The organism is Mycobacterium sp., from assembly GCF_035506235.1.
GTDB lineage: Bacteria > Actinomycetota > Actinomycetes > Mycobacteriales > Mycobacteriaceae > Mycobacterium.
Window position 1 is genome coordinate 1 of record NZ_DATJPU010000259.1, and the last position, 20987, is coordinate 20987.

Genomic DNA, 20987 nt, shown 5'->3' on the forward strand with positions numbered 1-20987 from the left:
GCCACGGCCCCGGCGGCGGGGCCGGCGGCGGCGGCGGCCACACCAGCGTCACCCCCGGTACTAAAGCCGGCGCCGGCGGTGGTGGTGGCGGCGGCGGCGCTATCACCGGCGGCGCCGGCGGCGCCGGCGGCCAAGGCGGCAGCGCCCAGAGTGCGGCCGCGGGCGCCGGCGGGGTCGGCGGCACCGGCCAGACCCTCGGCGGCGTCGGCACGAACGGCGCCGACGGCAACGGCGTTGGAGTAAGCGGCGGCACCGCCACCGGCGGCACTGGCGGCAACGCCAACATCGGCGGCGGTGGCGGCGGCGGGGCCGCCTTTGCCACCGGCGCCACGACCACTGCCACCGGCGGCACCGGCGGCAAGGGCAGCCCCTAGCACCGACCGACCAGCCCCGGCTCTTCGACCGGCGGGCCCTACGGCGACGACGGCTAGCCGATCAACACCGCATACCGCGGCTTGATCACCTCGTCGATGATCGCCAACCGCTCATCGAACGGGATGAACGCCGACTTCTTCGCGTTGATCGTGAAGCGCTCGAGGTCACCGCACCCGTAGCCGAAAGCCTCAACCAGCCCGCACATTTCGAGGCTCACCGAGATGTCGCTCATCAGCCGGGCGTCGGTGTTGACGGTGACCCGGAACCGCGTGCGGGCCAGCAGGTCGAACGGGTGCTCTGCAATGCTTTTGACCCCCACCGTCTGCACGTTGGAGCTGGGGGACAGCTCCAACGGGCTTCGCTTGTCGCGCAAGGTCGGGAACTGCCCGCGCCGAGCCGCCAAGCTGCCATTCCCACCGCCATCGCGTCGATATCGCCCATCGTGCCGGCCCGGTGAGCGGTCACCTCGATCGCGTTGCCCACCCACGCGCCCGGCTCGACCATGGCGTGCGCCAGCTCCCGGCACTGCGCCTGGGAGTCCAGCAACGCCCCGGAGCCGACCTTGACGTCGAGGACGATCGCGCCGACCCCCGCGGCCAGCTTCTTGCTCATCACCGAGCTGGCGACCAGCCGGCCCCCGCCGGTGGAATGCAGGGCGCACACCACCCCGCACTCGGCACAGAGACCAAGGCCATATGAGACGTTCTCCACATTGCAGCCGGTGACCACGCGGCCGTCGTCGACCCGCGCGGCCGCGCCGACCGCGAATCGCGATTAGCGCGCGCAGGCACCCGTCGCAGCCTGGATTACCTTGTTGCGCAGCGCATTCCAATCGATATCGAGCATGCTCACGTCCCTGCGATCCCGCTGTCGATGGCCGGCTCGAGACGCTCACCCTAACTCTGACACGACAGTTCGCCTCGCGGACTGTTCGGCACAACTCTCCAGCTGGCAGGGTTAGGCTGAATTGCCCGGCTTGACTGTCGTTTCAACGTTAAGGGCGGTGAGGACTTGGTGAGTACTGCCACCGCGCGCAAGCGGCGACCACCCCGGACCCTGTATCGGGGCGACCCCGGCATGTGGTCGTGGGTGCTGCATCGCATCAGCGGCGCGACGGTCTTCTTCTTTCTGTTCGTCCACGTCCTGGACGCCGCCATGCTGCGGGTGAGCCCGCAGACCTACAACGCGGTGATCCACGACTACCAGACGCCGATCGTCGGCCTGATGGAGTACGGCCTGATCGCCGCGGTGCTGTTTCACGGCCTGAACGGGATCCGGGTCATCCTGATCGACTTCTGGTCGCAGGGGCCCCGCCACCAGCGGCTGATGTTCTGGATCGTCGGCATCGTCTTTTTGCTGCTCATGGTTCCCGCCGGCGTGGTGACCGGCATCCACATCATGGAGCACTTCCGGTGAGCAGCCCGGATCTCCAGCTCGGCCGCGGCCAGGTGGCGCCGGTCAAGCAGCGCTTCTACGACCGCCCCGCCAGCCTGGACAATCCCCGATCGCCGCGCCGGCGCGCCGGCATCCCCAACTTCGAGAAATTCGCGTGGCTGTTCATGCGGTTCTCCGGGATCGCGCTGGTGTTCCTGGCGATCGGGCACCTGTTCATCATGCTGATGTGGGACGACGGCGTGTACCGCATCGACTTCAACTACGTCGCGCAGCGCTGGCATTCGCCGTTCTGGCAGATCTGGGACATGGCGCTGCTGTGGCTGGCCGAGCTGCACGGCGGCAACGGGCTACGCACCATCATCGACGACTACAGCCGCAAGAACTCCACCCGGTTCTGGCTCAACAGCCTGCTGCTGCTGTCGATCGGGTTCACGTTGGTGCTGGGCACCTACGTGCTGGTGACCTTCGACCCGAACATCTCGTGAAAGTCGTGAAAGGCGAGTCGTGATCCAGCAACACCGATACGACGTGGTGATCGTCGGCGCCGGCGGCGCCGGGATGCGCGCCGCGGTCGAGGCCGGGCCCCGGGTGCGGACCGCGGTGCTGACCAAGCTGTACCCCACCCGCAGCCACACCGGCGCCGCCCAGGGCGGCATGTGCGCCGCGCTGGCCAACGTCGAGGACGACAACTGGGAATGGCACACGTTCGACACCGTCAAGGGCGGTGACTACCTCGCGGACCAGGACGCCGTCGAGATCATGTGCAAGGAGGCCATCGACGCGGTGCTCGACCTGGAGAAGATGGGGATGCCGTTCAATCGCACCCCCGAGGGCCGCATCGACCAGCGCCGCTTCGGCGGGCACACCCGCGACCACGGCAAGGCGCCGGTGCGCCGGGCCTGCTACGCCGCGGACCGCACCGGCCACATGATCCTGCAGACCCTGTACCAGAACTGCGTCAAGCACGACGTGCAGTTCTTCAACGAGTTCTACGCGCTGGACCTGGTGCTCACGCAGACCCCGAGCGGGCCGGTGGCCACCGGGGTGGTGGCCTACAAGCTGGCCACCGGCGAGATCCACGTGTTCCACGCCAAGGCCGTCGTGATCGCGACCGGCGGTTCGGGCCGGATGTACAAGACGACCTCCAACGCGCTCACGCTGACCGGCGACGGCATCGGCATCGTCTTTCGCAAGGGACTTCCCTTGGAGGACATGGAGTTTCACCAGTTCCACCCGACGGGCCTGGCCGGGCTGGGCATCCTGATCTCCGAGGCGGTGCGCGGCGAGGGCGGCCGGCTGCTCAACGGGGAGGGCGAGCGGTTCATGGAGCGCTACGCGCCGACGATCGTCGACCTGGCGCCGCGTGACATCGTCGCCCGCTCGATGGTGCTCGAAGTCCTGGAGGGCCGCGGCGCCGGTCCGCACAAGGACTACGTCTACATCGACGTCCGCCACCTCGGCGAGGACGTGCTCGAGGCCAAGCTGCCCGACATCACCGAGTTCGCGCGCACCTATCTGGGCGTGGACCCGGTGCACGAGCTTGTGCCGGTCTACCCGACGTGCCATTACGTGATGGGCGGCATCCCGACCACTGTGACCGGACAGGTGTTGCGGGACAACACTTCCATCGTTCCGGGCCTGTACGCCGCGGGCGAGTGCGCGTGCGTGTCGGTGCACGGCGCCAACCGGCTGGGCACCAATTCGCTGCTGGACATCAACGTCTTCGGCCGCCGGGCCGGCATCGCCGCGGTGAACTACGCGCGCGGACACGACTTCGTCGACATGCCGCCGGAGCCGGAGGCGATGGTCGTCGGCTGGGTGGGCGACATCCTGTCCGAGCAAGGCAACGAGCGCGTCGCCGACATCCGCAACGCGCTGCAGCAGTCGATGGACAATAACGCCGCGGTGTTCCGCACCGAGGAGACGCTGAAGCAGGCGCTCACCGACATCCACGCGTTGAAGGAGCGCTACTCGCGAATCACCGTGCACGACAAGGGAAAGCGATACAACAGCGACCTGCTGGAAGCCATCGAGCTCGGCTTCCTGCTGGAGCTGGCCGAGGTCACCGTGGTGGGTGCGCTGAACCGCAAGGAGTCCCGCGGTGGCCACGCCCGCGAGGACTACCCGAACCGCGACGACGTCAACTACATGCGCCACACCATGGCCTACAAGCAGGGCACCGACCTGCTGAGCGACATCGCCCTGGACTTCAAGCCCGTCGTGCAGACCCGCTACGAACCGAAGGAACGGAAGTACTGATGGCCGTCGATCACGACGTCGACACAGCGCTGGAACCACCCCTGCCCCCCGTGCCCGAGGGCGCGGTGATGGTGACCGTCAAGATCGCCCGGTTCAACCCCGACCAGCCCGAAGCATTCGCGGAAACCGGTGGCTGGCAGAGCTTCCGGGTGCCGTGCCTGCCCAGCGACCGGATGCTCAACCTGCTGATTTACATCAAGAGCTATCTCGACGGGACGCTGACGTTCCGGCGATCCTGCGCCCACGGGGTCTGCGGGTCGGACGCGATGCGCATCAACGGGGTCAACCGGCTGGCCTGCAAGGTGCTGATACGGGACCTGTTGCCAAAGAAACCGGGAAAGTCGCTGACCATCACGGTCGAACCGATCCGGGGGCTGCCGGTGGAGAAGGACCTGGTCGTCGACATGGAGCCGTTCTTCGACGCCTACCGGGCGGTGAAGCCCTACCTGATCACCAGCGGGAATCCTCCTACGCGGGAACGCATCCAGAGCCCGACGGACCGCGCCCGCTACGACGACACCACCAAGTGCATCCTGTGCGCCTGCTGCACCACCAGCTGCCCGGTGTTCTGGAACGAGGGCAGTTACTACGGGCCGGCGGCGATCGTCAATGCCCACCGCTTCATCTTCGACAGCCGCGACGAGGCCGCCGCCGAGCGGCTCGACATCCTCAACGAGGTGGACGGCGTCTGGCGATGCCGGACGACGTTCAACTGCACCGAATGCTGCCCCCGCGGCATCGAGGTCACCAAGGCGATCCAGGAGGTCAAGCGCGCGATCATGTACTCGCGCTGATCAGCCCGTTTTGTCGCCGAGCGTCATGCCAGCGTGGCGTTCGGCGCCGAGCGTCACGCCAGCGTGACGCTCGCGGCCGACGAGACTCAACGCACCCGTCAGCAAAGTTCGTGATGATGACTTTGGTTTCCCCCCAACCGCTTGGCGTGGTACATCGCGGCATCGGAGGCGGTGATCAGCTCCTCCAGTAGTGCCTGGGGTTCGGGTGCGGGGTCAGTGAGACGCGCGCAGGCGGTGCCGATGCTGGCGGTCACTCCCGCGGTCGAGCCCGCGATGGCCCGGCACAGCTGCGCGGCCAGCGACTCGGCGTTGCAGCCCGAAGAAGTGCCGGCCAAGAGGAATTCCTCACCGCCGCTTCGCGCCACCACCGCCTGGTTGTCGGCGGCGGCCAACAGCGCCTGGGCCACTTGGACCAGCGCGTGGTCCCCCGCGGCGTGGCCACACCGGTCGTTGAGGGCCTTGAAATTGTCGAGATCGATCAGCATCACCACGAGGTGGGTGTCGATGCCCCGTCGGGCCAGGATCATCCCCAGTGCCTCGTGCCGGAACGCGCGCCTGTTGAGCAGGCCCGTCAACGGGTCGCGGTCGGCACGCAGCAGGTCTCCCGACAAGGCGCGCACCAGGATTCGAATGGCCAGCGGTAGGGCGATGTTGACCTCGATCACCAGCCACAGATCCACCCCTGCGAGGCTGGGGTGTCCCGATCTCGCCAGCGACACCGCCTCCCAGGAGCCGACGGCGGCGGCGACCGCGAAGTTATACAGCACGAGTCCCGTCGTGTGAAAGAACGCCATGTAGGCGCCGAAGGTCGCGAAGGCAACACACCCGATCAGCGCGGCCAACGGGTTCGGGTGCGCCAGGCACGCCAGGGCGACGGCGGTATTGCACGTCATGGCGAAAACGATTGATTGCGTTCGCGTCGGCCAGCGCCAGATCCACAGCAGCACTCCCACCACCCCACCGGCGACGGCAACCCACGTCATCGTTACCGGCACCGGTCCCTGGGGACCGTCCGAGCCGGCCAGCAGCGCGAGAAGGCACAACACCAACGACGCCGCTATGAGTGCAATGAGGGCGCGGGTGGCACCGCTGATCCCCCGCGAGGCAAGGTAACCGGACAGCCAGTCATACTGATCGGCCCGTCGGCTAAACAGCGCGGTCATCGTGAATTCTCACTCGCTCCCCAGTCGCCACCCCCCGTCGAGAGGCTAGCCGCATGCTACGGCTCTCTCGCGGGCGATCAGGCGATTGCCTTCGCGTGCCGCTTCAGTAGTCAACATCCGCCACATAAGTTCCGCGCCACCCTCACCACTCGATCCGCGAACGTGCTAGCGCATGTGATACCACCTTCGAAAGTCGCCAATTGGTGCGAGCGATGCGCGCTGTCACACGTCGCGCGCCTGTCTCGTCTCAGGGGTATGACTCAGAAAACCCGCATCGAGCCACTGCCCCCCAAGCGCGCCGGGCTGCTGACCCGCGCCATGTATGCGATAGCCAAGCGGCGTTACGGCCAGGTGCCCGAACCGTTCGCCGTGTCTGCGCATCACCGCAAACTGATGATCGCCGGCGCCGTGCACGAAACCATGGTCGAGCGGGCATCCAAGACGCTCCCGGTCAGCGTGCACGAGCTCGCGGTGTACTGGACCGCGCGCGCGATCGGCTGTTCGTGGTGCGTCGACTTCGGGTCGATGCTGCAGCGCCTGAACGGCCTGGACATGGAGCGGCTTGCGGACATAGAAAACTACGCGACTTCACCACTTTTCAGCGACGACGAGCGCGCCGCCATCGCCTACGCCGGCGCCATGACCACCGACCCCCACACCGTCACCGACGAGCAGGTCATCGACCTGAGGGCCCGCTTCGGCGACGCCGGCGTGTTCGAGTTGACGTATCAGATCGGGCTGGAGAACATGCGGGCGCGGGTGAACTCCGCGCTGGGCATCACCGAGCAGGGCTTCAATTCCGGTGACGCCTGCCGCATTCCGTGGGCTAGCGAGGCAGCTCCCGCAGCGGGGAGCCGGTGAACTTGTCCGGGTTGGCGATATCCCATAGGGCGCAGACCTTTCCGTCGCGCACCGTTATCGCGAGGATCCGCGGCAGCATTTCCCGGTGGCCGTCGTCGCCGGGGCTGCCCGCCGTGTAGACGCCCAGTTCGCCGTTGACCAGCCCCAGCTGGTTCGCCGTGAAGAACGCCGGGCCGTAGCGGCGGGCCAGGCCGAACATGAACCGGGCCACCTTGTCCGCCCCGTGGATGACCTGGACTGCCGTGGGCGCCTTGCCATTTGAATCGCCGGTGAAGATCACGTCCGGATGCAGCAGCGCCACCACGGCCTCCAGGTCGCCGGTCGCCATGGCGGCCATCAACCGGCCGACCACCTCGTTGTGCGAGGGGTCGGGCTTCGGCGGTGGCTGCGCCGCTTCCCTTTTCAAAGCCGCGCGGGCCCTTGACGCCAGCTGCCGCGCGGCGGCCTCGCTGGTGCCCAGCACCTCGGCCACGTCGGCGAACGGCACGGCGAAGCCGTCGTGCAGCACGAACGCGACCCGCTGGTCGGGCGACAGGCGCTCCAGCACCACCATCGCCGCGAACCGGGCGTCCTCGCTGGCTACCACGGCCGACAGCGGGTCGGCTTGTTGGGAACTGGGAAATCCCGTGACCACCGGCTCGGGCAGCCAGTTGCCGGTGTAGATCTCGCGGCGATGCGCGGCCGAGCGCAACCGGTCCAGGCCCAGCCTGCTCACCACGGTGGTCAGCCACGCCCGCAGGTCCGAGATCGCTTGGTCCTGCCCGTGCCAGCGCAGCCAGGCCTCCTGGACGATGTCCTCGGCGTCGGCCACCGTGCCGGTCAGCCGGTAGGCAACCGACATGAGATGCGGTCGCAGGGCCTCGAACTCGCTGACCTGCTGCGCTGCGGTCATAGAAGCGAGCCTAGCCTGGCGACGGCGAGCGCCGGAACGACGCGAGAAAGGAGCCGGGCGTTCGAGGCTAGCCTGGCGACGGCGAGCGCCGGAACGGCGCGAGAAAGGAGCCGGGCAATCGAGGCTAGCCGGCGACGGCGAGCGCCGGAACGGCGCGGTTGGGGGTCCCCCGCTTGCGGGGGAGAGCCGGGCAATGGAGGCCGGCGCGCTACGCTCAGCGGCAGGATGACCCAGAACCTTTGGTTGCACTTCGCCCGGCACGGCCCCGGCATCGCGCCGCCGATCATCACCCGCGGCGAGGGGGTCACCATCTTCGACGACCGCGGCAGAAGCTACCTCGACGGGCTGTCCGGGTTGTTCACGGTGCAGGTCGGCCACGGCCGCGCCGAACTCGCCGAGGTCGCCGCCCGGCAGGCCGGCACGCTGGCGTACTTCCCGCTCTGGGGGTATGCCACCCCGACCGCGATCGAGCTCGCCGAGCGGCTTGCGGGCCACGCGCCGGGCGACCTGAACCGGGTCTTCTTCACCAGCGGCGGCACCGAGGCCGTCGAGACCGCCTGGAAGGTGGCCAAGCAGTACTTCAAGCTCACCGGCAAACCCGGTAAGCACAAGGTGATTTCGCGGTCGATCGCCTACCACGGCACCACGCAGGGCGCGCTGGCGATCACCGGGCTGCCGCGGTACAAGGCGCCGTTCGAGCCGGTGACCCCGGGCGGCTTCCGGGTGCCCAACACCAACTTCTACCGCGCGCCCGACCCGTTCGCCAACGACCCCAACGGCTTCGGGCGGTGGGCCGCCGACCGCATCGCCGAGGCGATCGAATTTGAGGGGCCCGACACCGTCGCGGCGGTATTTCTGGAACCGGTACAAAACGCGGGCGGCTCGATCCCACCTCCCCCAGGCTATTTCGAACGGGTGCGCCAGATCTGCGACTCCTACGACGTGCTGCTGGTCTCCGACGAGGTGATCTGCGCCTTCGGCCGGATCGGGTCGATGTTCGCCTGTGACGATTTCGGCTACGTGCCCGACATGATCACCTGCGCCAAGGGCCTGACGTCGGGCTACTCGCCCCTGGGCGCGATGATCGCCAGCGAGCGGTTATTCGAGCCGTTCAACGACGGCAAAACCATGTTCCCGCACGGCTATACGTTCGGCGGCCATCCGGTGTCAACCGCGGTGGCGCTGGCCAACCTCGACAGCTTCGAGCGCGAGGGCCTCAACGAGCGCGTCAGACACCACGCGCCGGCTTTCCGCGCCACTCTGGAGAAGCTGTACGACCTGCCCATCGTCGGCGACGTGCGCGGTGGGGGATATTTCTACAGCGTGGAACTGGTCAAGGACCAGGCGACCAAGTGGACCTTCGGCGACGACGAACGGGGGCCGCTGCTCGGCCGGGTCTCCTCGGCGCTCTTTGAGGCCGGGTTGTACTGCCGCACCGACGACCGCGGCGATTCCGTCGTCCAGCTGGCGCCGCCGCTGATCAGCGGCCAGGCCGAGTTCGACACCATCGAGGCCGCCCTGCGCGGCGTGCTCAGCGATGAGTCTCGCCGGCTGTAGCCAGGACCCGATTGACCTCGTACGCGGCCAGCAACACCTCGCGCGAATGCGCGGTGCCCGGGTTGTTCGCCATCCGCGTCTGGGCGTTGCAGAGCCAGGTGAGCGCCGACCGCAGGTCGCCCTCGGGCGCGGCATCGCGATGCTGCTTCAGCTCCGTCAACACCCGGTCGAGCCCGGAGTGCCGGACCTGGGTGCCCTTCTCGACCTGCTTGAGCAGTTGTTCCAGCGACCGCGGGCCCTCGCCGTCGCGCCGCCACTTCGACCAAAATCTGTTCTGAATGGCAAGCCCTTCGGTGGGGATCGATGGTGGTCAACCGACCGCATGACAGCGTAGTGCTTCGAGGCGATCGCGGCTCGTTCGGGGGATTTGTAACATCCGTCCCACCAGTCACAGCGCGGCTCCCGGGAATCGGCCGCTTGATCGCCTACTCTGCACTCACAATGCCCCGCTCAAGAGCTTTCGTACGCCCCGCATCGTGCCTGGCAGCGGCCATTTTCCTGTTCGCCGCGCCCGCCGCGCCGGGGCTGCCGACCGCGTTCGCCGAACCGCCCGCGGGCCCCAACGCCGGTCCCGGGAACTGCCCGTACCAGGTGAACACCCCGCCCGCGGTGGATTCGTCGGAGGTCCCGGCCGCCGGTGATCCGCCGATGCCGCTGGCGGTGCCCCCCAAGCCGGTCGGTGGCGAGGCGCTGAGCAGCTGCGGCGTCGTCGCGGCACCCGACACCGCCCCGCTGCCGGGCGACGTGTCGGCCGACGCGTGGCTCGTGGCGGACCTGGACAGCGGCGCCGTCATCGCCGCCAAGGACCCGCACGGGCGGCACCGCCCGGCCAGCATCATCAAGGTGCTGGTCGCGATGGCGTCCCTCAACGCGTTACCGCTCAACAAGTCCGTCCAGGGCACCGCCGACGACGCGGCCGCCGAGGGCACCAAGGTCGGCGTCGAGGAGGGCGGCGTGTTCACCGTCAACCAGCTGCTGCACGGGCTGCTGATGCACTCGGGCAACGACGCCGCGCACGCGCTGGCCATGCAACTCGGCGGCATGCAGCAGGCGCTGGACAAGATCAACGTGCTGGCCACCAAGCTCGGCGGCCAAGACACCCGGGTGGCGACCCCGTCCGGGCTGGACGGCCCCGGCATGAGCACGTCGGCCTACGACATCGGGCTGTTCTACCGCTACGCCTGGCAGAACCCCACCTTCGCTGACATCGTCGCGACGCGGACCTTCGACTTCCCCGGCCACGGCGACCACCCCGGCTACGAGCTGGAGAACGACAACCAGCTGCTCTACAAGTATCCCGGCGCCATGGGCGGCAAGACCGGCTACACCGACGACGCGGGCCAGACGTTCGTGGGCGCGGCCAACCACGACGGGCGACGGCTGATGGCGGTGCTGCTGCACGGCACGCGGCAGCCGATCGCGCCGTGGGAACAGGCGGCGCACCTGCTGGACTACGGGTTCAGCACGCCGCGGGGCACCCAGGTGGGCACGCTGATCGAACCCGATCCCGCGCTGCTGCCGACCCGCCATGACGGCGCCACCGACCGGCCAGGCGGCGGCGCGCAGGCCGCCGGGTTCATGCCGTCGGCGGACGCGCTGCCGGTGCGGGTGGGCGTTGCGGTGATCGGCACGATCATCGTGTTTAGTTTGATCATGGTCGCACGCTCGATGAACCGCCGACCGCAACACCGTTGAAATCAGGGCCGGCCGTCCCGCGGCGGGGCCTGCGGGTCGGGCTCACCGCCGCCAGCGTCGGCGTCCTCTACGGTTACGACCTGTCCATCATCGCCGCGGCGCAGCTGTTCGTCACCGAGGACTTCGGACTCACCACCCGGCAACAAGAACTCCTGACGACGATGGTGGTGATCGGCCAGATCGCCGGGGCACTCGGTGCCGGCGTGCTCGCCAACGCCATCGGGCGCAAGAAGTCGATGGTGCTGATCGCCGTCAGCTACGCGCTGTTCGCGCTGCTGGCCGCGCTCTCGGTCTCGCTGCCGATGCTGTTGGCGGCGCGCTTTCTGCTCGGCCTGACCATCGGCGTGACGGTGGTGGTCGTCCCGGTGTACGTGGCCGAATCGGCGCCGGCGGCGGTGCGCGGCTCGCTCCTGACGGCCTATCAACTGGCGATCGTCAGCGCGCTGATCATCGGCTACCTGACCGGTTACCTGTTGGCCGGCACCCACAGCTGGCGGTGGATGCTGGGCCTGGCCGCCGTGCCCGCAATTCTGCTGCTGCCCTTGCTGATCCGGATGCCCGACACGGCCCGGTGGTACCTGCTGAAGGGCCGGCCCGGCGACGCCCGCCGGGCGTTGTTGCGCATCGAGCCGGACGCGCAGGTCGACGAGGAGCTCGCCGAGATCGGCCGGGCCCTGGGCGAAGGTAGCGGCGGCTTCGCCGAGATGCTGCGAAAGCCCTACCTGCGGGCCACCGTCTTCGTGGTCACGCTCGGTTTCCTGATCCAGATCACCGGCATCAACGCGATCATCTACTACAGCCCCCGGATATTCGAAGCCATGGGCTTCAGGGGCAATTTCGCGCTGCTGGGGTTGCCGGCGCTCGTTCAGGTCGCCGGCTTGGCGGCCGTGTGCACCGCGCTGCTGCTCGTCGACCGGCTGGGCCGGCGCCCGATCCTGTTGTGCGGTATCGCGATGATGATCGTCGCCGACATCGTCCTGCTGGCCGTGTTCGCCCAGGGGCGTCTCGGCGGCGCGGGGCTGGTGTTCGGGTTCGCCGGCGTGCTGCTGTTCATCATCGGCTACACGCTGGGTTTCGGCTCGCTGGGCTGGGTGTACGCGAGCGAAAGCTTCCCGTCCCGGCTGCGGTCCCTCGGGTCGAGCGCGATGCTCACGTCCAACCTGGTCGCCAACGCGATCGTCGCCGCCGTCTTCCTCACGATGCTGCATTCCCTCGGCGGCGCAGGGACATTCGCGGTGTTCGCGCTGCTCGCGGTGGTCGCGTTCGCCTTCGTCTACCGGTTCGCCCCGGAGACCAAGGGGCGCCAACTCGAGGAGATCAGTCACTTCTGGGAAAACGGCGGCCACTGGGACAACCAGTGCGACTGATCGCCGCGGGGACCATGGTCCTCGACGATCAGGTCGGCCGGCCCGGGTGGCTGGAGGTTTCCGACGGGCGGATCCTGGACTGCGGGGCCGGCCCACCGCCGCGCACGGCCGACGAAGACTTCCCCGATTGCGTTGCGGTTCCGGGCTTTATCGACATGCATGTGCACGGCGGCGGCGGGGCGTCCTACACCGACCCCGACGGCATCGACACCGCCGCCGCATTCCACCTGGAGCACGGCACCACGACGACGCTGGCCAGCCTGGTCACCGCCTCGCCGGCGGAGCTGATCGCCGGCGTGCGTGCGCTCGCCGCGGCCGCCCGGCGGCGCACCGTCGCGGGCATCCACCTGGAGGGGCCGTGGCTGAGCCGGGGGCGCTGCGGCGCCCACGACCCCGCCCGGATGCGCGACCCGGATCCCGCCGAGATCGACGCGGTGCTCACCGCCGGCGGCGGCGCGATCCGGCTGGTGACGCTGGCGCCCGAGTTGCCGGGAGCACAGGAGGCGATCCGCCGCTTCGTGGGCGCGGGTGTCGTTGTGGCGGTGGGGCATACCGACGCGACGTACGAACAGACCAGACGGGCCATCGCCGCGGGTGCCACGGTCGGCACCCATCTGTTCAACGCGATGCCGCCGCTGCACCACCGCGAGCCTGGGCCCGCGCTCGCGCTGCTGCAGGATCCGGCTGTGACCGTCGAACTCATCGCCGACGGCGTGCACGTCCACCCGGAGGTGGTGCGGGCGGTGATCCGGGGCGCGGGGCCCGACCGGGTAGCTCTGGTGACCGATGCGATCGCGGCGGCCGGCTGCGGCGACGGGGCCTTTCGGCTCGGCGCGGTGCCGATCGATGTCGCATCCGGTGTGGCGCGGGTGCGCGGAACGTCGACGATCGCCGGCAGCACCGCCACGATGGATACGATCTTCCGCGCCGTGGCCGGGGACGCGGGACTCGCCGCCGCGGCGCGGATGACCGCGGCCACGCCCGCGCGGGCCCTCGGGCTGCCCCGCGCGGGCGCCCTGCGCCCGGACTTTGAGGCCAATCTCGTTGTGCTCGACGGCTCTTTGGAAGTCCACGCCGTCATGGTCCGCGGCGATTGGCGTCACATCTAGGGCCGCCATCACGTCATACCTCTGAGTCGCCGTCAACGGAGGAGGTCATGATGAGCGTGCTGCTGTGGACGCTGCGGGCGTCGCTCGCCGCGGTCGGGTTCGCGGTCGTCATGGTCGGCGCCATCGGCTCGCACGCCTACCTGCGCGAACCGCGCAACGTCGCGCTGACCGCCGCGATCTTCGTCGCGGCCGTCACGGCGGCCGTCGGCAGAACGCTCGGCCTGTGAGCGTGCACCCGTTCCGCGCCGCCGTCGAGTCCGGCGAACTCGACACCATCGGCGACCTGTTCACCGAGGACGCCGTGCTGCACAGCCCGGTCGCGCACCGGCCCTACCGCGGCCGGGGCGCGATCGCGGCCATCATCGCCGCTGTGGCCGGCGTGCTCGACGGCTTTCGTTTCGAGAAGGAGCTGACGGGCGCCGGCGAGCACGCGCTGACTTTTCGCGCCACGGTGGCGGGTCTGGGGATCCAGGGCTGCGATTTCCTGCGTACCCGGGAGGACGGCCTGATCGACGAGATCACGGTCATGGTGCGCCCGCTGCGGGCGGCCACGGTGTTCGCCGAGCGGATGCGCGCGGCTATCGAAGCCGGCGGGCGAGCCGGGAAAACGCCAGCGCCCCAGCGGCTCCCACGCCCATCGCGGTCAGCGTCTGACGGGTGCTGAGCCCCTCGTCCACCACCCGCGGGGCGATGACCGCGGGCGGCGGGGGATCGACGGGCTTGGCGCGCGGATCGGTGGACGCGGTGGCGGCCCAGGCGGCGGCGAACAGCACCAGGTACGCGGTGATGTAGGAGAACACCATCAGCCCCAACACCGGCCCGAAGGTGGCACCCGCCGGGCTGCGCAGCACGACCCTCAAATAGATCGACGCCACCTGTTTGAACACTTCGAAGCCGACCGCCGCCAGCAGCCCGGCACGCGCCGAGGCGACCAGGCTGACCTTCTGGCGCGGCAGCCGGGCGATCATCCAGGTGAACAGCAGCCACGACACCGCTACGGCTATCAATATCGATAGGAGCCAGAAGAGCCAGTCGAACACCGAACGCTGCGGTATCCCAAGCCATTTCATCAGCGCAGGCGCCTCATTGCCGAGGGTGGTGATGGCGATGGTGGCCATGGTCACCCCGAACGTCCCCAGCAGCGCCAGCAGGTCCGAAAGCTTGCCGCGCACAAAGCCCGGCGACTCGATGCGCTCCTCCCACCACATCTCGGTCATCGCCTCCCGCAGATGCGACATCCACCCCAGCCCCGCCCAGGCCGCGGTGGCCAGGCCGATGACGCCGACCGAGGTCCGCGCGTCGATCGCCGAATTCATCAGGTCCACCAGCTGCTGCGAGAGAGCGCCGGACACCGAGGACCGGATCTGGTCGTCGATCGTGTTCAGCAGCTGGGGCCGGCGCGACAGCATGAATCCGAACGCCGCGAAACCGACCATGAGCAAAGGGAATAGCGCGAAGATCGTGTAGTACGAGAGGCCGGCGGCGTAGAACCCGCCGCTGCGCTCGTCGAAGCGCCCGTAGGCGCGCATGACGTGGTCGAACCATCCGAACCGTGCCCGCAACCGATCCAGGACCCCGGGCTTGGCCGGCTCGCTCATGGTGAAACCTATCCCCGCTGCGGAAGGAAACCTAACCGATCGTAAACCCGCCGAACGGTTTTCCCGGCCACATCCTCGGCGCGCTCCGCGCCGGTGGCGAGCACCGACTCCAATTCGGCTCGGTCGGCCAGCAATTCGTCGACGCGCGCCTTGATCGGGCTCACGAACTCGACGACGGCCTCCGCGGTGTCCTTCTTCAGGTCGCCGTAGCCGCGCCCGGCGTAGCCGTCGACGAGCTTGTCGATGCCGACCCCGGTGACGGCCGACTGGATGGTGAGCAGGTTCGACACGCCCGGCTTGGCCTCGGTGTCGTACCGGATCTCGCGCTCGCTGTCGGTCACGGCGGAGCGAATCTTCTTGGCCGACAACGCCGGATCGTCGAGCAGGTTGATCAGGCCAGCGTCGGTGGAAGCCGATTTGCTCATCTTCGCCGTCGGCAGTTGCAGGTCATAGATCTTGGCGGTCGCCTTGGGAATGAGCACGTCGGGAACCACGAACGTGTCCGGGAAGCGGCTGTTGAACCGCTGGGCGATGTCGCGGGCCAGCTCGAGGTGCTGGCGCTGGTCCTCACCCACGGGCACCAGATCGCTGTCGTAGGCCAGCACGTCGGCGGCCTGCAACACCGGGTAGGTGAACAGGCCGACGGTGGTCGCCTCGCTGCCCTGGCGCGCCGACTTGTCCTTGAACTGCGTCATCCGCGACGCCTGGCCGTAGCCGGTGAAGCAACCGAGCACCCACGCCAGCTGGGTGTGGGCGGGCACGTGGCTCTGCACGAAGACGGTGCTGCGGCCGGGGTCGATGCCCAGCGCAAGGTACTGGGCGGCGGTGACCAGGGTCCGGCGCCGCAGCGCCTCGGGGTCCTGCGGGACGGTGATGGCGTGCAGGTCGACGACGCAGAAGAACGAGTCGTGGTCGTCTTGCAGTGCGACCCACTGGCTGACGGCGCCCAGCGCGTTGCCGAGGTGAAGCGAGTCGGAAGTGGGTTGCACGCCGGAGAAAATCCGGCGGGATCCGGTAGCGGTGCTCATGATGCCCCGATCTTTTCACGCAGGAATCCGGGCCGGTTGCGGTACCGCCGGTACCGCATTTAATGTCGGGAGGATGGGGAATCGTCCGCCGATGCGTCCGCCGATCCATCTCGGTTCCGGAGAGCCGATCCTGCTGCTGCACCCGTTCCTGCTGTCGCAGTCGGTGTGGGAGGACGTGGCGCAGCAGCTGGCCGACACCGGCCGCTACGAGGTCTTCGCGCCGACGATGGCCGGGCACAACGGCGGGCCGCCCGCCGGCACCTGGTTCCTGTCGTCGGAGGTGCTCGCCGATCACGTGGAGCGCCAGATGGACGAACTGGGCTGGAAGACCGCCCACATCGTCGGCAACTCACTGGGCGGCTGGGTCGCCTTCGAGCTGGAGCGGCGCGGCCGGGCGCGCAGCGTCACCGGCATCGCCCCAGCCGGCGGTTGGACGCGCTGGACCCCGGCGAAGTTCGAGGTGATCGCCAAGTTCATCCTGGGCATCCCGCTGTTGCTGCTCGCCTGGGCGTTCGGGCCGCGCGTCCTGCACCTGCCATTCAGCCGCCGGTTGGCCACCTACGCCATCAGCGCCAAACCGGACGGCGTCAGCGAGCGCCAGCTGTCCGCCATCATCGACGACGTCAGGCACTGCCCCGCCTACTTCCAGCTGCTGGTCAAGGCGACGCTGTTGCACGGCCTGCGGGAGCTCGCGCTCAACGCCGTCCCGGCGCACCTGGTGGTCTGCGAGAAGGACCGGATCATCCCCGCGCCCAGGTTCAGCCGGCATTTCACCACCCACCTGCCGGACGAAAGCCACAAGGTCACCAAGCTCGACAGCGTCGGGCATGTCCCGATGTTCGAGGCGCCCGAGCGCATCACCCGGGTGATCACCGACTTCATCGAGGAATGCTGCCCGTCCCCGGGCCGCGAAAAGTCGATCGGCTAGAGCTGGTCAGCCCGGCCCCCTAGTCAAGTTCTATCGAGATCGACGTTAACGCGAAGAAGTGTGAGAGAACAGCACGCTGACGTCGATCTCGGTTGCCGAGACAGCCCATTCGCTGCCGACAAGCGCACCAGCACAGTGTCGATGAATTAACGACTCACGATGCTAGCCGGCTAGGGCCTTCTCCAGGTTTTCGGCGATGGAGTTCAGGAATTCCTCGCTTTGCTGCCACTCCTGGTGGGGACCGATGAGGATGGCGAGGTCCTTGGTCATCTTGCCGCCCTCGACGGTGGCGATGACGACCTCTTCCAGCTTCTGGGCGAACTCGATCACCTCCGGGGTGTCGTCGAGCTTGCCGCGGTGCTGCAGTCCCCGGGTCCAGGCGAAGATCGACGCGATCGGGTTCGTCGAGGTGGGCTTGCCGGCCTGGTACTGGCGGAAGTGGCGCGTGACCGTGCCGTGCGCGGCCTCGGCCTCTATCGTCCTGCCGTCGGCGGTCATCAGCACCGAGGTCATCAACCCCAGCGATCCGTAGCCCTGCGCGACGGTGTCGGACTGCACGTCGCCGTCGTAGTTCTTGCAGGCCCACACGTAGCCGCCCTCCCACTTGAGGCAGGCCGCGACCATGTCGTCGATGAGCCGGTGCTCGTAGGTCAGCCCCTCGGCCTCGAACTGGTCCTTGAATTCCTCGTCGTAGATGCGCTGGAACTCGTCTTTGAACATGCCGTCATAGGCCTTGAGGATGGTGTTCTTGGTGGACAGATACACCGGCCACTTGGCGTTCAGGCCATAGGCGAACGAGGCGCGCGCGAAATCGCGGATGGAGTCCTTGAAGTTGTACATGCCCATCACGACGCCGCCGTCCTCGGGGATGGACACCACCTCGTGCACCATCGGCTCGCTGCCGTCGGCGGGCGTGAAGGTCAGCGTGACGGCCCCCGGCTTGTCGACCTTGAAGTTCGTCGCCCGGTACTGGTCACCAAAAGCGTGACGGCCGATCACGATTGGCTTGGTCCACCCCGGGACCAGGCGCGGCACGTTGGAGATCACGATCGGCTCGCGGAAGATGGTGCCGCCCAAGATGTTCCGGATGGTCCCGTTGGGCGAGAGCCACATCTTCTTGAGGTTGAATTCCTGGACTCGCGCCTCGTCGGGGGTGATGGTCGCGCACTTGACGCCCACGCCGTGCTTCTTGATGGCATAGGCCGCGTCGATCGTCACCTGGTCGTCGGTGCGGTCGCGGTGCTCGATCCCCAGGTCGTAGTACTTCAGGTTGATGTCGAGATAGGGCAGGATCAGCATGTCCTTGATCAGCTTCCAGATGACGCGCGTCATCTCGTCCCCGTCGAGCTCTACTACCGGTCCTTTGACTTTGATCTTGGATTCGCCTGTCATCTCGAGTTCGACTTTCTCCTCGCGGCCCTCAACCTTGCGAGCCTTGCGAAGCGGCCAGCGCTTCATTGAACGTTTTGCTCGGCCGCATCACTGCAGTCGTCTTCTCGGTGTCGGGGCGATAGTAGCCGCCGATGTCGACCGCCTTGCCCTGCACTTCGGCGAGCTCGGCCACGATAACGTCCTCGTTGCGGCTCAACGAGTCGGCGAGCGCGGCGAACTGCTCGCGCAACTCCTCGTCGTCGGACTGCGCGGCAAGCTGCTCGGCCCAGTACAGCGCGAGGTAGAACTGGCTGCCGCGGTTGTCGAGTTCGCCGGTCTTGCGCGACGGGCTCTTGTCGTTCTCCAGCAGCTTGCCGATCGCTGCGTCCAGCGTCTTGCCCAGAATCTTCGCGCGCTCATTGTCGGTCTTGATCCCGATATCTTCGAAACACGCTCCCAGGGCGAGGAACTCGCCGAGGGAATCCCAGCGCAGATGATTTTCCTCGACAAGTTGGTGGACGTGCTTAGGCGCCGAACCGCCCGCTCCGGTCTCGTACATTCCGCCGCCGGCCATCAAGGGCACGATGGACAGCATCTTGGCGCTGGTGCCGAGCTCCAGGATCGGGAACAGGTCGGTGAGGTAGTCGCGCAGGATGTTCCCGGTGGCGGCGATGGTGTCCTGCCCGCGCATCGCGCGCTCCAGCGTGTACCTCATGGCCCACACCTGCGGCATGATCTGGATTTCCAGGCCCTCGGTGTCGTGCTCCTTCAGGTACTCCTTGACCTTCTTGCGCAGCTCGACCTCGTGCGGCCGTTCGGTGTCCAGCCAGAACACCACCGTCATGCCCGAGTTACGCGCCCGGGTGACGGCCAGCTTGACCCAGTCGCGGATGGCTTCGTCCGTGACAATGGGCATCCGCCAGATGTCGCCTTCCTCAACGTTCTGGGTCAGCAGCACTTCCCCGCTGTCGAGGTCGACGATGTTCGCGACGCCGCCTTCGGGGATCTCGAACGTCTTGTCGTGCGAGCCGTACTCTTCGGCCTGCTGCGCCATCAGCCCGACGTTGGGCACGGTGCCCATCGTCGCCGGGTCGAATTGCCCGTGCGTCTTACAGAAGTTGATGATCTCCTGGTAGATGCGGGAGAAAGTCGACTCGGGGTTGACGGCCTTCGTGTCCTTCTGCCGCCCGTCGGCGCCCCACATCTTGCCGCCCGCGCGGATCATCGCCGGCATGGACGCGTCCACGATCACGTCGCTGGGCGAATGAAAGTTGGTGATGCCCTTGGCCGAATCGACCATCGCCAGCTCGGGACGGTGCTCGTGGCAGGCGTGCAGGTCGCGAATGATCTCCTCGTGCAGCGACGCCGGCAGCGACTCGATCTTGTTGTACAGATCGACCAATCCGTTGTTGACGTCGACGCCGAGTTCGTCGAAGAGCTGCTGGTGCTTGGCGAAGGCGTCCTTGTAGAACACCTTCACCGCGTGGCCGAAGACGATGGGGTGGGAGACCTTCATCATCGTCGCCTTGACGTGCAGCGAGAACATCACGCCGGTCTCGTAGGCGTCCTGCATCTGTTCCTCGTAGAACTCGACCAGGGCCTTTTTGCTCATGAACATGCTGTCGATGACGTCGCCTTCGCGCAGCTCGACCTTTCCCTTGAGCTCGAGGGTCTCGCCACCCTTGGTCTCCAGCACCATCTTCACGTTGCGCGCGCGGTCCAGCGTCATCGACTTCTCACCGTGGTAGAAGTCGCCGTGCCGCATGGTCGCGACATGAGTGCGCGAGGCCGGCGACCACTTCCCCATGCTGTGGGGATGCCTGCGCGCGTACTCCTTGACGGCCTTCGGCGCGCGGCGGTCCGAATTACCTTGTCGCAGTACAGGGTTGACCGCGCTGCCAAGGCAATTGGCATAGCGGTTGCGAATTTCCTTGTCCTCGTCGGTCTTCGGGCTCTGCGGAAAGTCTGGAATCTTGAATCCCTTGCCTTGCAGCTCCTTGACCGCGGCGATCAATTGGGGCACCGAGGCGCTGATGTTCGGCAGCTTGATGATGTTGGTGTCGGCCAGCTTCGTCAGCGCGCCCAGTTCCGCCAAGTTGTCGGGAACCCGCTGCTCTTCGGCCAGGTGATCGGGGAACTCGGCCAGGATCCGGGCGGCCAGGGAGATGTCACTGGTCTCGACCGTGATGCCCGCCGGTTCGGTGAAGGCGCGCACGATCGGCAGGAACGCGTAGGTCGCCAGCAGTGGCGCTTCGTCGGTCAGCGTGTAGATGACGATCGGCTGTTCGGCGCACACGGTCCATCTCCCGGCGTCATTGTCAGATATTGATGCGGCTCAGCGTTCTGGTTGCCACGTTATCAAGGGTGTTTGGACAGGTGTCGACCTGCAGGTCCGCGCGCTGAACTGCGGTGCCGACCGCCGCCGGATCGGCCCATTGGCATCCACGCGGCCTTATGAGATAGGCTTCACATCGGTCATGAGCGCCAGCGCTAAGCCCCGGCTTGCTGGCCGGCAACCCTCCAACCGCGGTGGGGTGCCCCGGGTGAAAGACCAGGTCTAGTAGCCACAGGCTGCGCGGCAAGCGCGGGTCCGCC

Annotated in this window: 19 protein-coding genes, 3 pseudogenes and 1 riboswitch; of the genes and pseudogenes, 13 read left to right on the forward strand and 9 right to left on the reverse strand. The window is 67.7% G+C overall.

Annotated elements, in window-relative coordinates; genetic code table 11:
• Positions 1-374: hypothetical protein (locus VMD50_RS24120; protein WP_325431489.1), on the forward strand; the 374-nt coding region annotated here is incomplete at its 5' end.
• Positions 375-427: 53 nt separating this feature from the next.
• On the opposite strand, the pseudogene VMD50_RS24125 reads toward VMD50_RS24120, so the two are convergent.
• Together VMD50_RS24125 and VMD50_RS24135 are read right to left on the reverse strand one after the other, a co-directional pair.
• Positions 428-799, reverse strand: a pseudogene (locus VMD50_RS24125) (adenosine deaminase); the annotation flags it as partial.
• A gap of 193 nt (positions 800-992) precedes the next feature.
• Positions 993-1221 (reverse strand): annotated as a pseudogene (locus VMD50_RS24135) (cytidine deaminase); the annotation flags it as partial.
• Positions 1222-1452: 231 nt separating this feature from the next.
• Here VMD50_RS24135 and sdhC point away from each other — a divergent pair.
• Genes sdhC through VMD50_RS24155 form a run of 4 tightly spaced genes read left to right on the forward strand, consistent with a single transcriptional unit; the run spans position 1453 to position 4823 of the window.
• Complete coding sequence (gene sdhC, locus VMD50_RS24140) at positions 1453-1791, forward strand: succinate dehydrogenase, cytochrome b556 subunit (RefSeq protein WP_325431519.1); 339 nt, start codon at positions 1453-1455, stop codon at positions 1789-1791.
• Positions 1788-2255 (forward strand): succinate dehydrogenase hydrophobic membrane anchor subunit, encoded by a 468-nt coding sequence (locus VMD50_RS24145; protein WP_325431491.1) that lies wholly within the window; start codon positions 1788-1790, stop codon positions 2253-2255. The genes sdhC and VMD50_RS24145 overlap by 4 nt, the downstream gene beginning before the upstream one ends.
• A 19-nt stretch (positions 2256-2274) precedes the next feature.
• Positions 2275-4029 carry a succinate dehydrogenase flavoprotein subunit gene (sdhA, locus tag VMD50_RS24150; RefSeq protein WP_325431493.1) on the forward strand — a complete coding sequence of 585 codons (1755 nt, stop codon included), beginning with the start codon at positions 2275-2277 and terminating at the stop codon, positions 4027-4029.
• The gene (locus tag VMD50_RS24155; RefSeq protein ID WP_325431495.1) at positions 4029-4823 is read left to right on the forward strand and encodes a succinate dehydrogenase iron-sulfur subunit; all 795 of its coding nucleotides are present in this window, start codon (positions 4029-4031) and stop codon (positions 4821-4823) included. The genes sdhA and VMD50_RS24155 overlap by 1 nt, the downstream gene beginning before the upstream one ends.
• A gap of 98 nt (positions 4824-4921) precedes the next feature.
• On the opposite strand, the gene VMD50_RS24160 is transcribed toward VMD50_RS24155, so the two are convergent.
• Complete coding sequence (locus VMD50_RS24160) at positions 4922-5986, reverse strand: GGDEF domain-containing protein (protein WP_325431496.1); 1065 nt, start codon at positions 5984-5986, stop codon at positions 4922-4924.
• Between the two features lie 222 nt (positions 5987-6208).
• Here VMD50_RS24160 and VMD50_RS24165 point away from each other — a divergent pair.
• Positions 6209-6847 (forward strand): annotated as a pseudogene (locus VMD50_RS24165) (carboxymuconolactone decarboxylase family protein); the annotation flags it as partial.
• Here VMD50_RS24165 and VMD50_RS24170 read toward each other — a convergent pair.
• Positions 6813-7739 (reverse strand): sigma-70 family RNA polymerase sigma factor, encoded by a 927-nt coding sequence (locus VMD50_RS24170; protein WP_325431498.1) that lies wholly within the window; start codon positions 7737-7739, stop codon positions 6813-6815. The pseudogene VMD50_RS24165 and the gene VMD50_RS24170 overlap by 35 nt on opposite strands.
• A 225-nt stretch (positions 7740-7964) precedes the next feature.
• Between VMD50_RS24170 and VMD50_RS24175 the strand changes: the two genes are divergently transcribed.
• Entirely contained in the window at positions 7965-9296 is a 1332-nt protein-coding gene (locus tag VMD50_RS24175; protein ID WP_325431500.1) for an aspartate aminotransferase family protein, read from the forward strand.
• On the opposite strand, the gene VMD50_RS24180 is transcribed toward VMD50_RS24175, so the two are convergent.
• On the reverse strand, positions 9271-9522 hold the full coding sequence (locus VMD50_RS24180; RefSeq protein WP_325431521.1) for a hypothetical protein: 252 nt from the start codon (positions 9520-9522) through the stop codon (positions 9271-9273). The two genes, VMD50_RS24175 and VMD50_RS24180, sit on opposite strands and share 26 nt — an antisense overlap.
• Positions 9523-9737: 215 nt before the next feature.
• Here VMD50_RS24180 and dacB1 point away from each other — a divergent pair, with 215 nt between their 5' ends.
• The 5 genes from dacB1 to VMD50_RS24205 are packed head-to-tail and all read left to right on the forward strand — an operon-like array spanning position 9738 to position 14131.
• A complete protein-coding gene (gene dacB1, locus VMD50_RS24185) occupies positions 9738-10991 on the forward strand; it encodes a D-alanyl-D-alanine carboxypeptidase DacB1 (protein WP_325431502.1) in 1254 nt (417 codons plus the stop codon).
• Entirely contained in the window at positions 10988-12358 is a 1371-nt protein-coding gene (locus tag VMD50_RS24190) for a sugar porter family MFS transporter (RefSeq protein ID WP_325431505.1), read from the forward strand. Before dacB1 ends, VMD50_RS24190 begins: the two co-directional genes overlap by 4 nt.
• A gap of 14 nt (positions 12359-12372) precedes the next feature.
• A complete protein-coding gene (gene nagA / locus VMD50_RS24195) occupies positions 12373-13467 on the forward strand; it encodes an N-acetylglucosamine-6-phosphate deacetylase (RefSeq protein WP_414686155.1) in 1095 nt (364 codons plus the stop codon).
• A gap of 50 nt (positions 13468-13517) precedes the next feature.
• The gene (locus tag VMD50_RS24200) at positions 13518-13694 is read left to right on the forward strand and encodes a hypothetical protein (protein WP_325431509.1); all 177 of its coding nucleotides are present in this window, start codon (positions 13518-13520) and stop codon (positions 13692-13694) included.
• On the forward strand, positions 13691-14131 hold the full coding sequence (locus VMD50_RS24205; protein WP_325431511.1) for a nuclear transport factor 2 family protein: 441 nt from the start codon (positions 13691-13693) through the stop codon (positions 14129-14131). The genes VMD50_RS24200 and VMD50_RS24205 overlap by 4 nt, the downstream gene beginning before the upstream one ends.
• On the opposite strand, the gene yhjD is transcribed toward VMD50_RS24205, so the two are convergent.
• A complete protein-coding gene (gene yhjD / locus VMD50_RS24210) occupies positions 14046-15065 on the reverse strand; it encodes an inner membrane protein YhjD (protein WP_325431513.1) in 1020 nt (339 codons plus the stop codon). The two genes, VMD50_RS24205 and yhjD, sit on opposite strands and share 86 nt — an antisense overlap.
• Positions 15066-15073: 8 nt before the next feature.
• Positions 15074-16093: a tryptophan--tRNA ligase gene (gene trpS / locus VMD50_RS24215; protein WP_325431515.1), complete on the reverse strand. Its 1020-nt coding sequence runs from the start codon at positions 16091-16093 to the stop codon at positions 15074-15076.
• A 130-nt stretch (positions 16094-16223) separates the two neighbouring features.
• Here trpS and VMD50_RS24220 point away from each other — a divergent pair, with 130 nt between their 5' ends.
• On the forward strand, positions 16224-17021 hold the full coding sequence (locus tag VMD50_RS24220) for an alpha/beta fold hydrolase (RefSeq protein ID WP_325431523.1): 798 nt from the start codon (positions 16224-16226) through the stop codon (positions 17019-17021).
• 162 nt (positions 17022-17183) lie between these two features.
• Here the strand turns inward: VMD50_RS24220 and VMD50_RS24225 are convergent, their stop codons facing one another.
• Positions 17184-18413: an NADP-dependent isocitrate dehydrogenase gene (locus VMD50_RS24225; protein WP_325431525.1), complete on the reverse strand. Its 1230-nt coding sequence runs from the start codon at positions 18411-18413 to the stop codon at positions 17184-17186.
• Between the two features lie 28 nt (positions 18414-18441).
• Positions 18442-20688, reverse strand: coding sequence for an NADP-dependent isocitrate dehydrogenase (locus tag VMD50_RS24230; RefSeq protein ID WP_325431517.1), 2247 nt, complete (start codon positions 20686-20688; stop codon positions 18442-18444).
• A 177-nt stretch (positions 20689-20865) separates the two neighbouring features.
• A riboswitch (SAM riboswitch) is annotated at positions 20866-20983 on the forward strand.
• The last annotated feature ends 4 nt before the right edge of the window (positions 20984-20987 follow it).

Bases quoted from the DNA above. Each gene is read 5' to 3' on its own strand.
- VMD50_RS24225 (WP_325431525.1), bottom strand. From the start codon at position 18,413: ATGACAGGCGAATCCAAGATCAAAGTCAAAGGACCGGTAGTAGAGCTC.
- VMD50_RS24160 (WP_325431496.1), bottom strand. From the start codon at position 5,986: ATGACCGCGCTGTTTAGCCGACGGGCCGATCAGTATGACTGGCTGTCC.
- yhjD (WP_325431513.1), bottom strand. From the start codon at position 15,065: ATGAGCGAGCCGGCCAAGCCCGGGGTCCTGGATCGGTTGCGGGCACGG.
- dacB1 (WP_325431502.1), top strand. From the start codon at position 9,738: ATGCCCCGCTCAAGAGCTTTCGTACGCCCCGCATCGTGCCTGGCAGCG.
- sdhC (WP_325431519.1), top strand. From the start codon at position 1,453: ATGTGGTCGTGGGTGCTGCATCGCATCAGCGGCGCGACGGTCTTCTTC.
- VMD50_RS24155 (WP_325431495.1), top strand. From the start codon at position 4,029: ATGGCCGTCGATCACGACGTCGACACAGCGCTGGAACCACCCCTGCCC.
- VMD50_RS24175 (WP_325431500.1), top strand. From the start codon at position 7,965: ATGACCCAGAACCTTTGGTTGCACTTCGCCCGGCACGGCCCCGGCATC.
- VMD50_RS24170 (WP_325431498.1), bottom strand. From the start codon at position 7,739: ATGACCGCAGCGCAGCAGGTCAGCGAGTTCGAGGCCCTGCGACCGCAT.
- nagA (WP_414686155.1), top strand. From the start codon at position 12,373: ATGGTCCTCGACGATCAGGTCGGCCGGCCCGGGTGGCTGGAGGTTTCC.
- VMD50_RS24200 (WP_325431509.1), top strand. From the start codon at position 13,518: ATGAGCGTGCTGCTGTGGACGCTGCGGGCGTCGCTCGCCGCGGTCGGG.
- trpS (WP_325431515.1), bottom strand. From the start codon at position 16,093: ATGAGCACCGCTACCGGATCCCGCCGGATTTTCTCCGGCGTGCAACCC.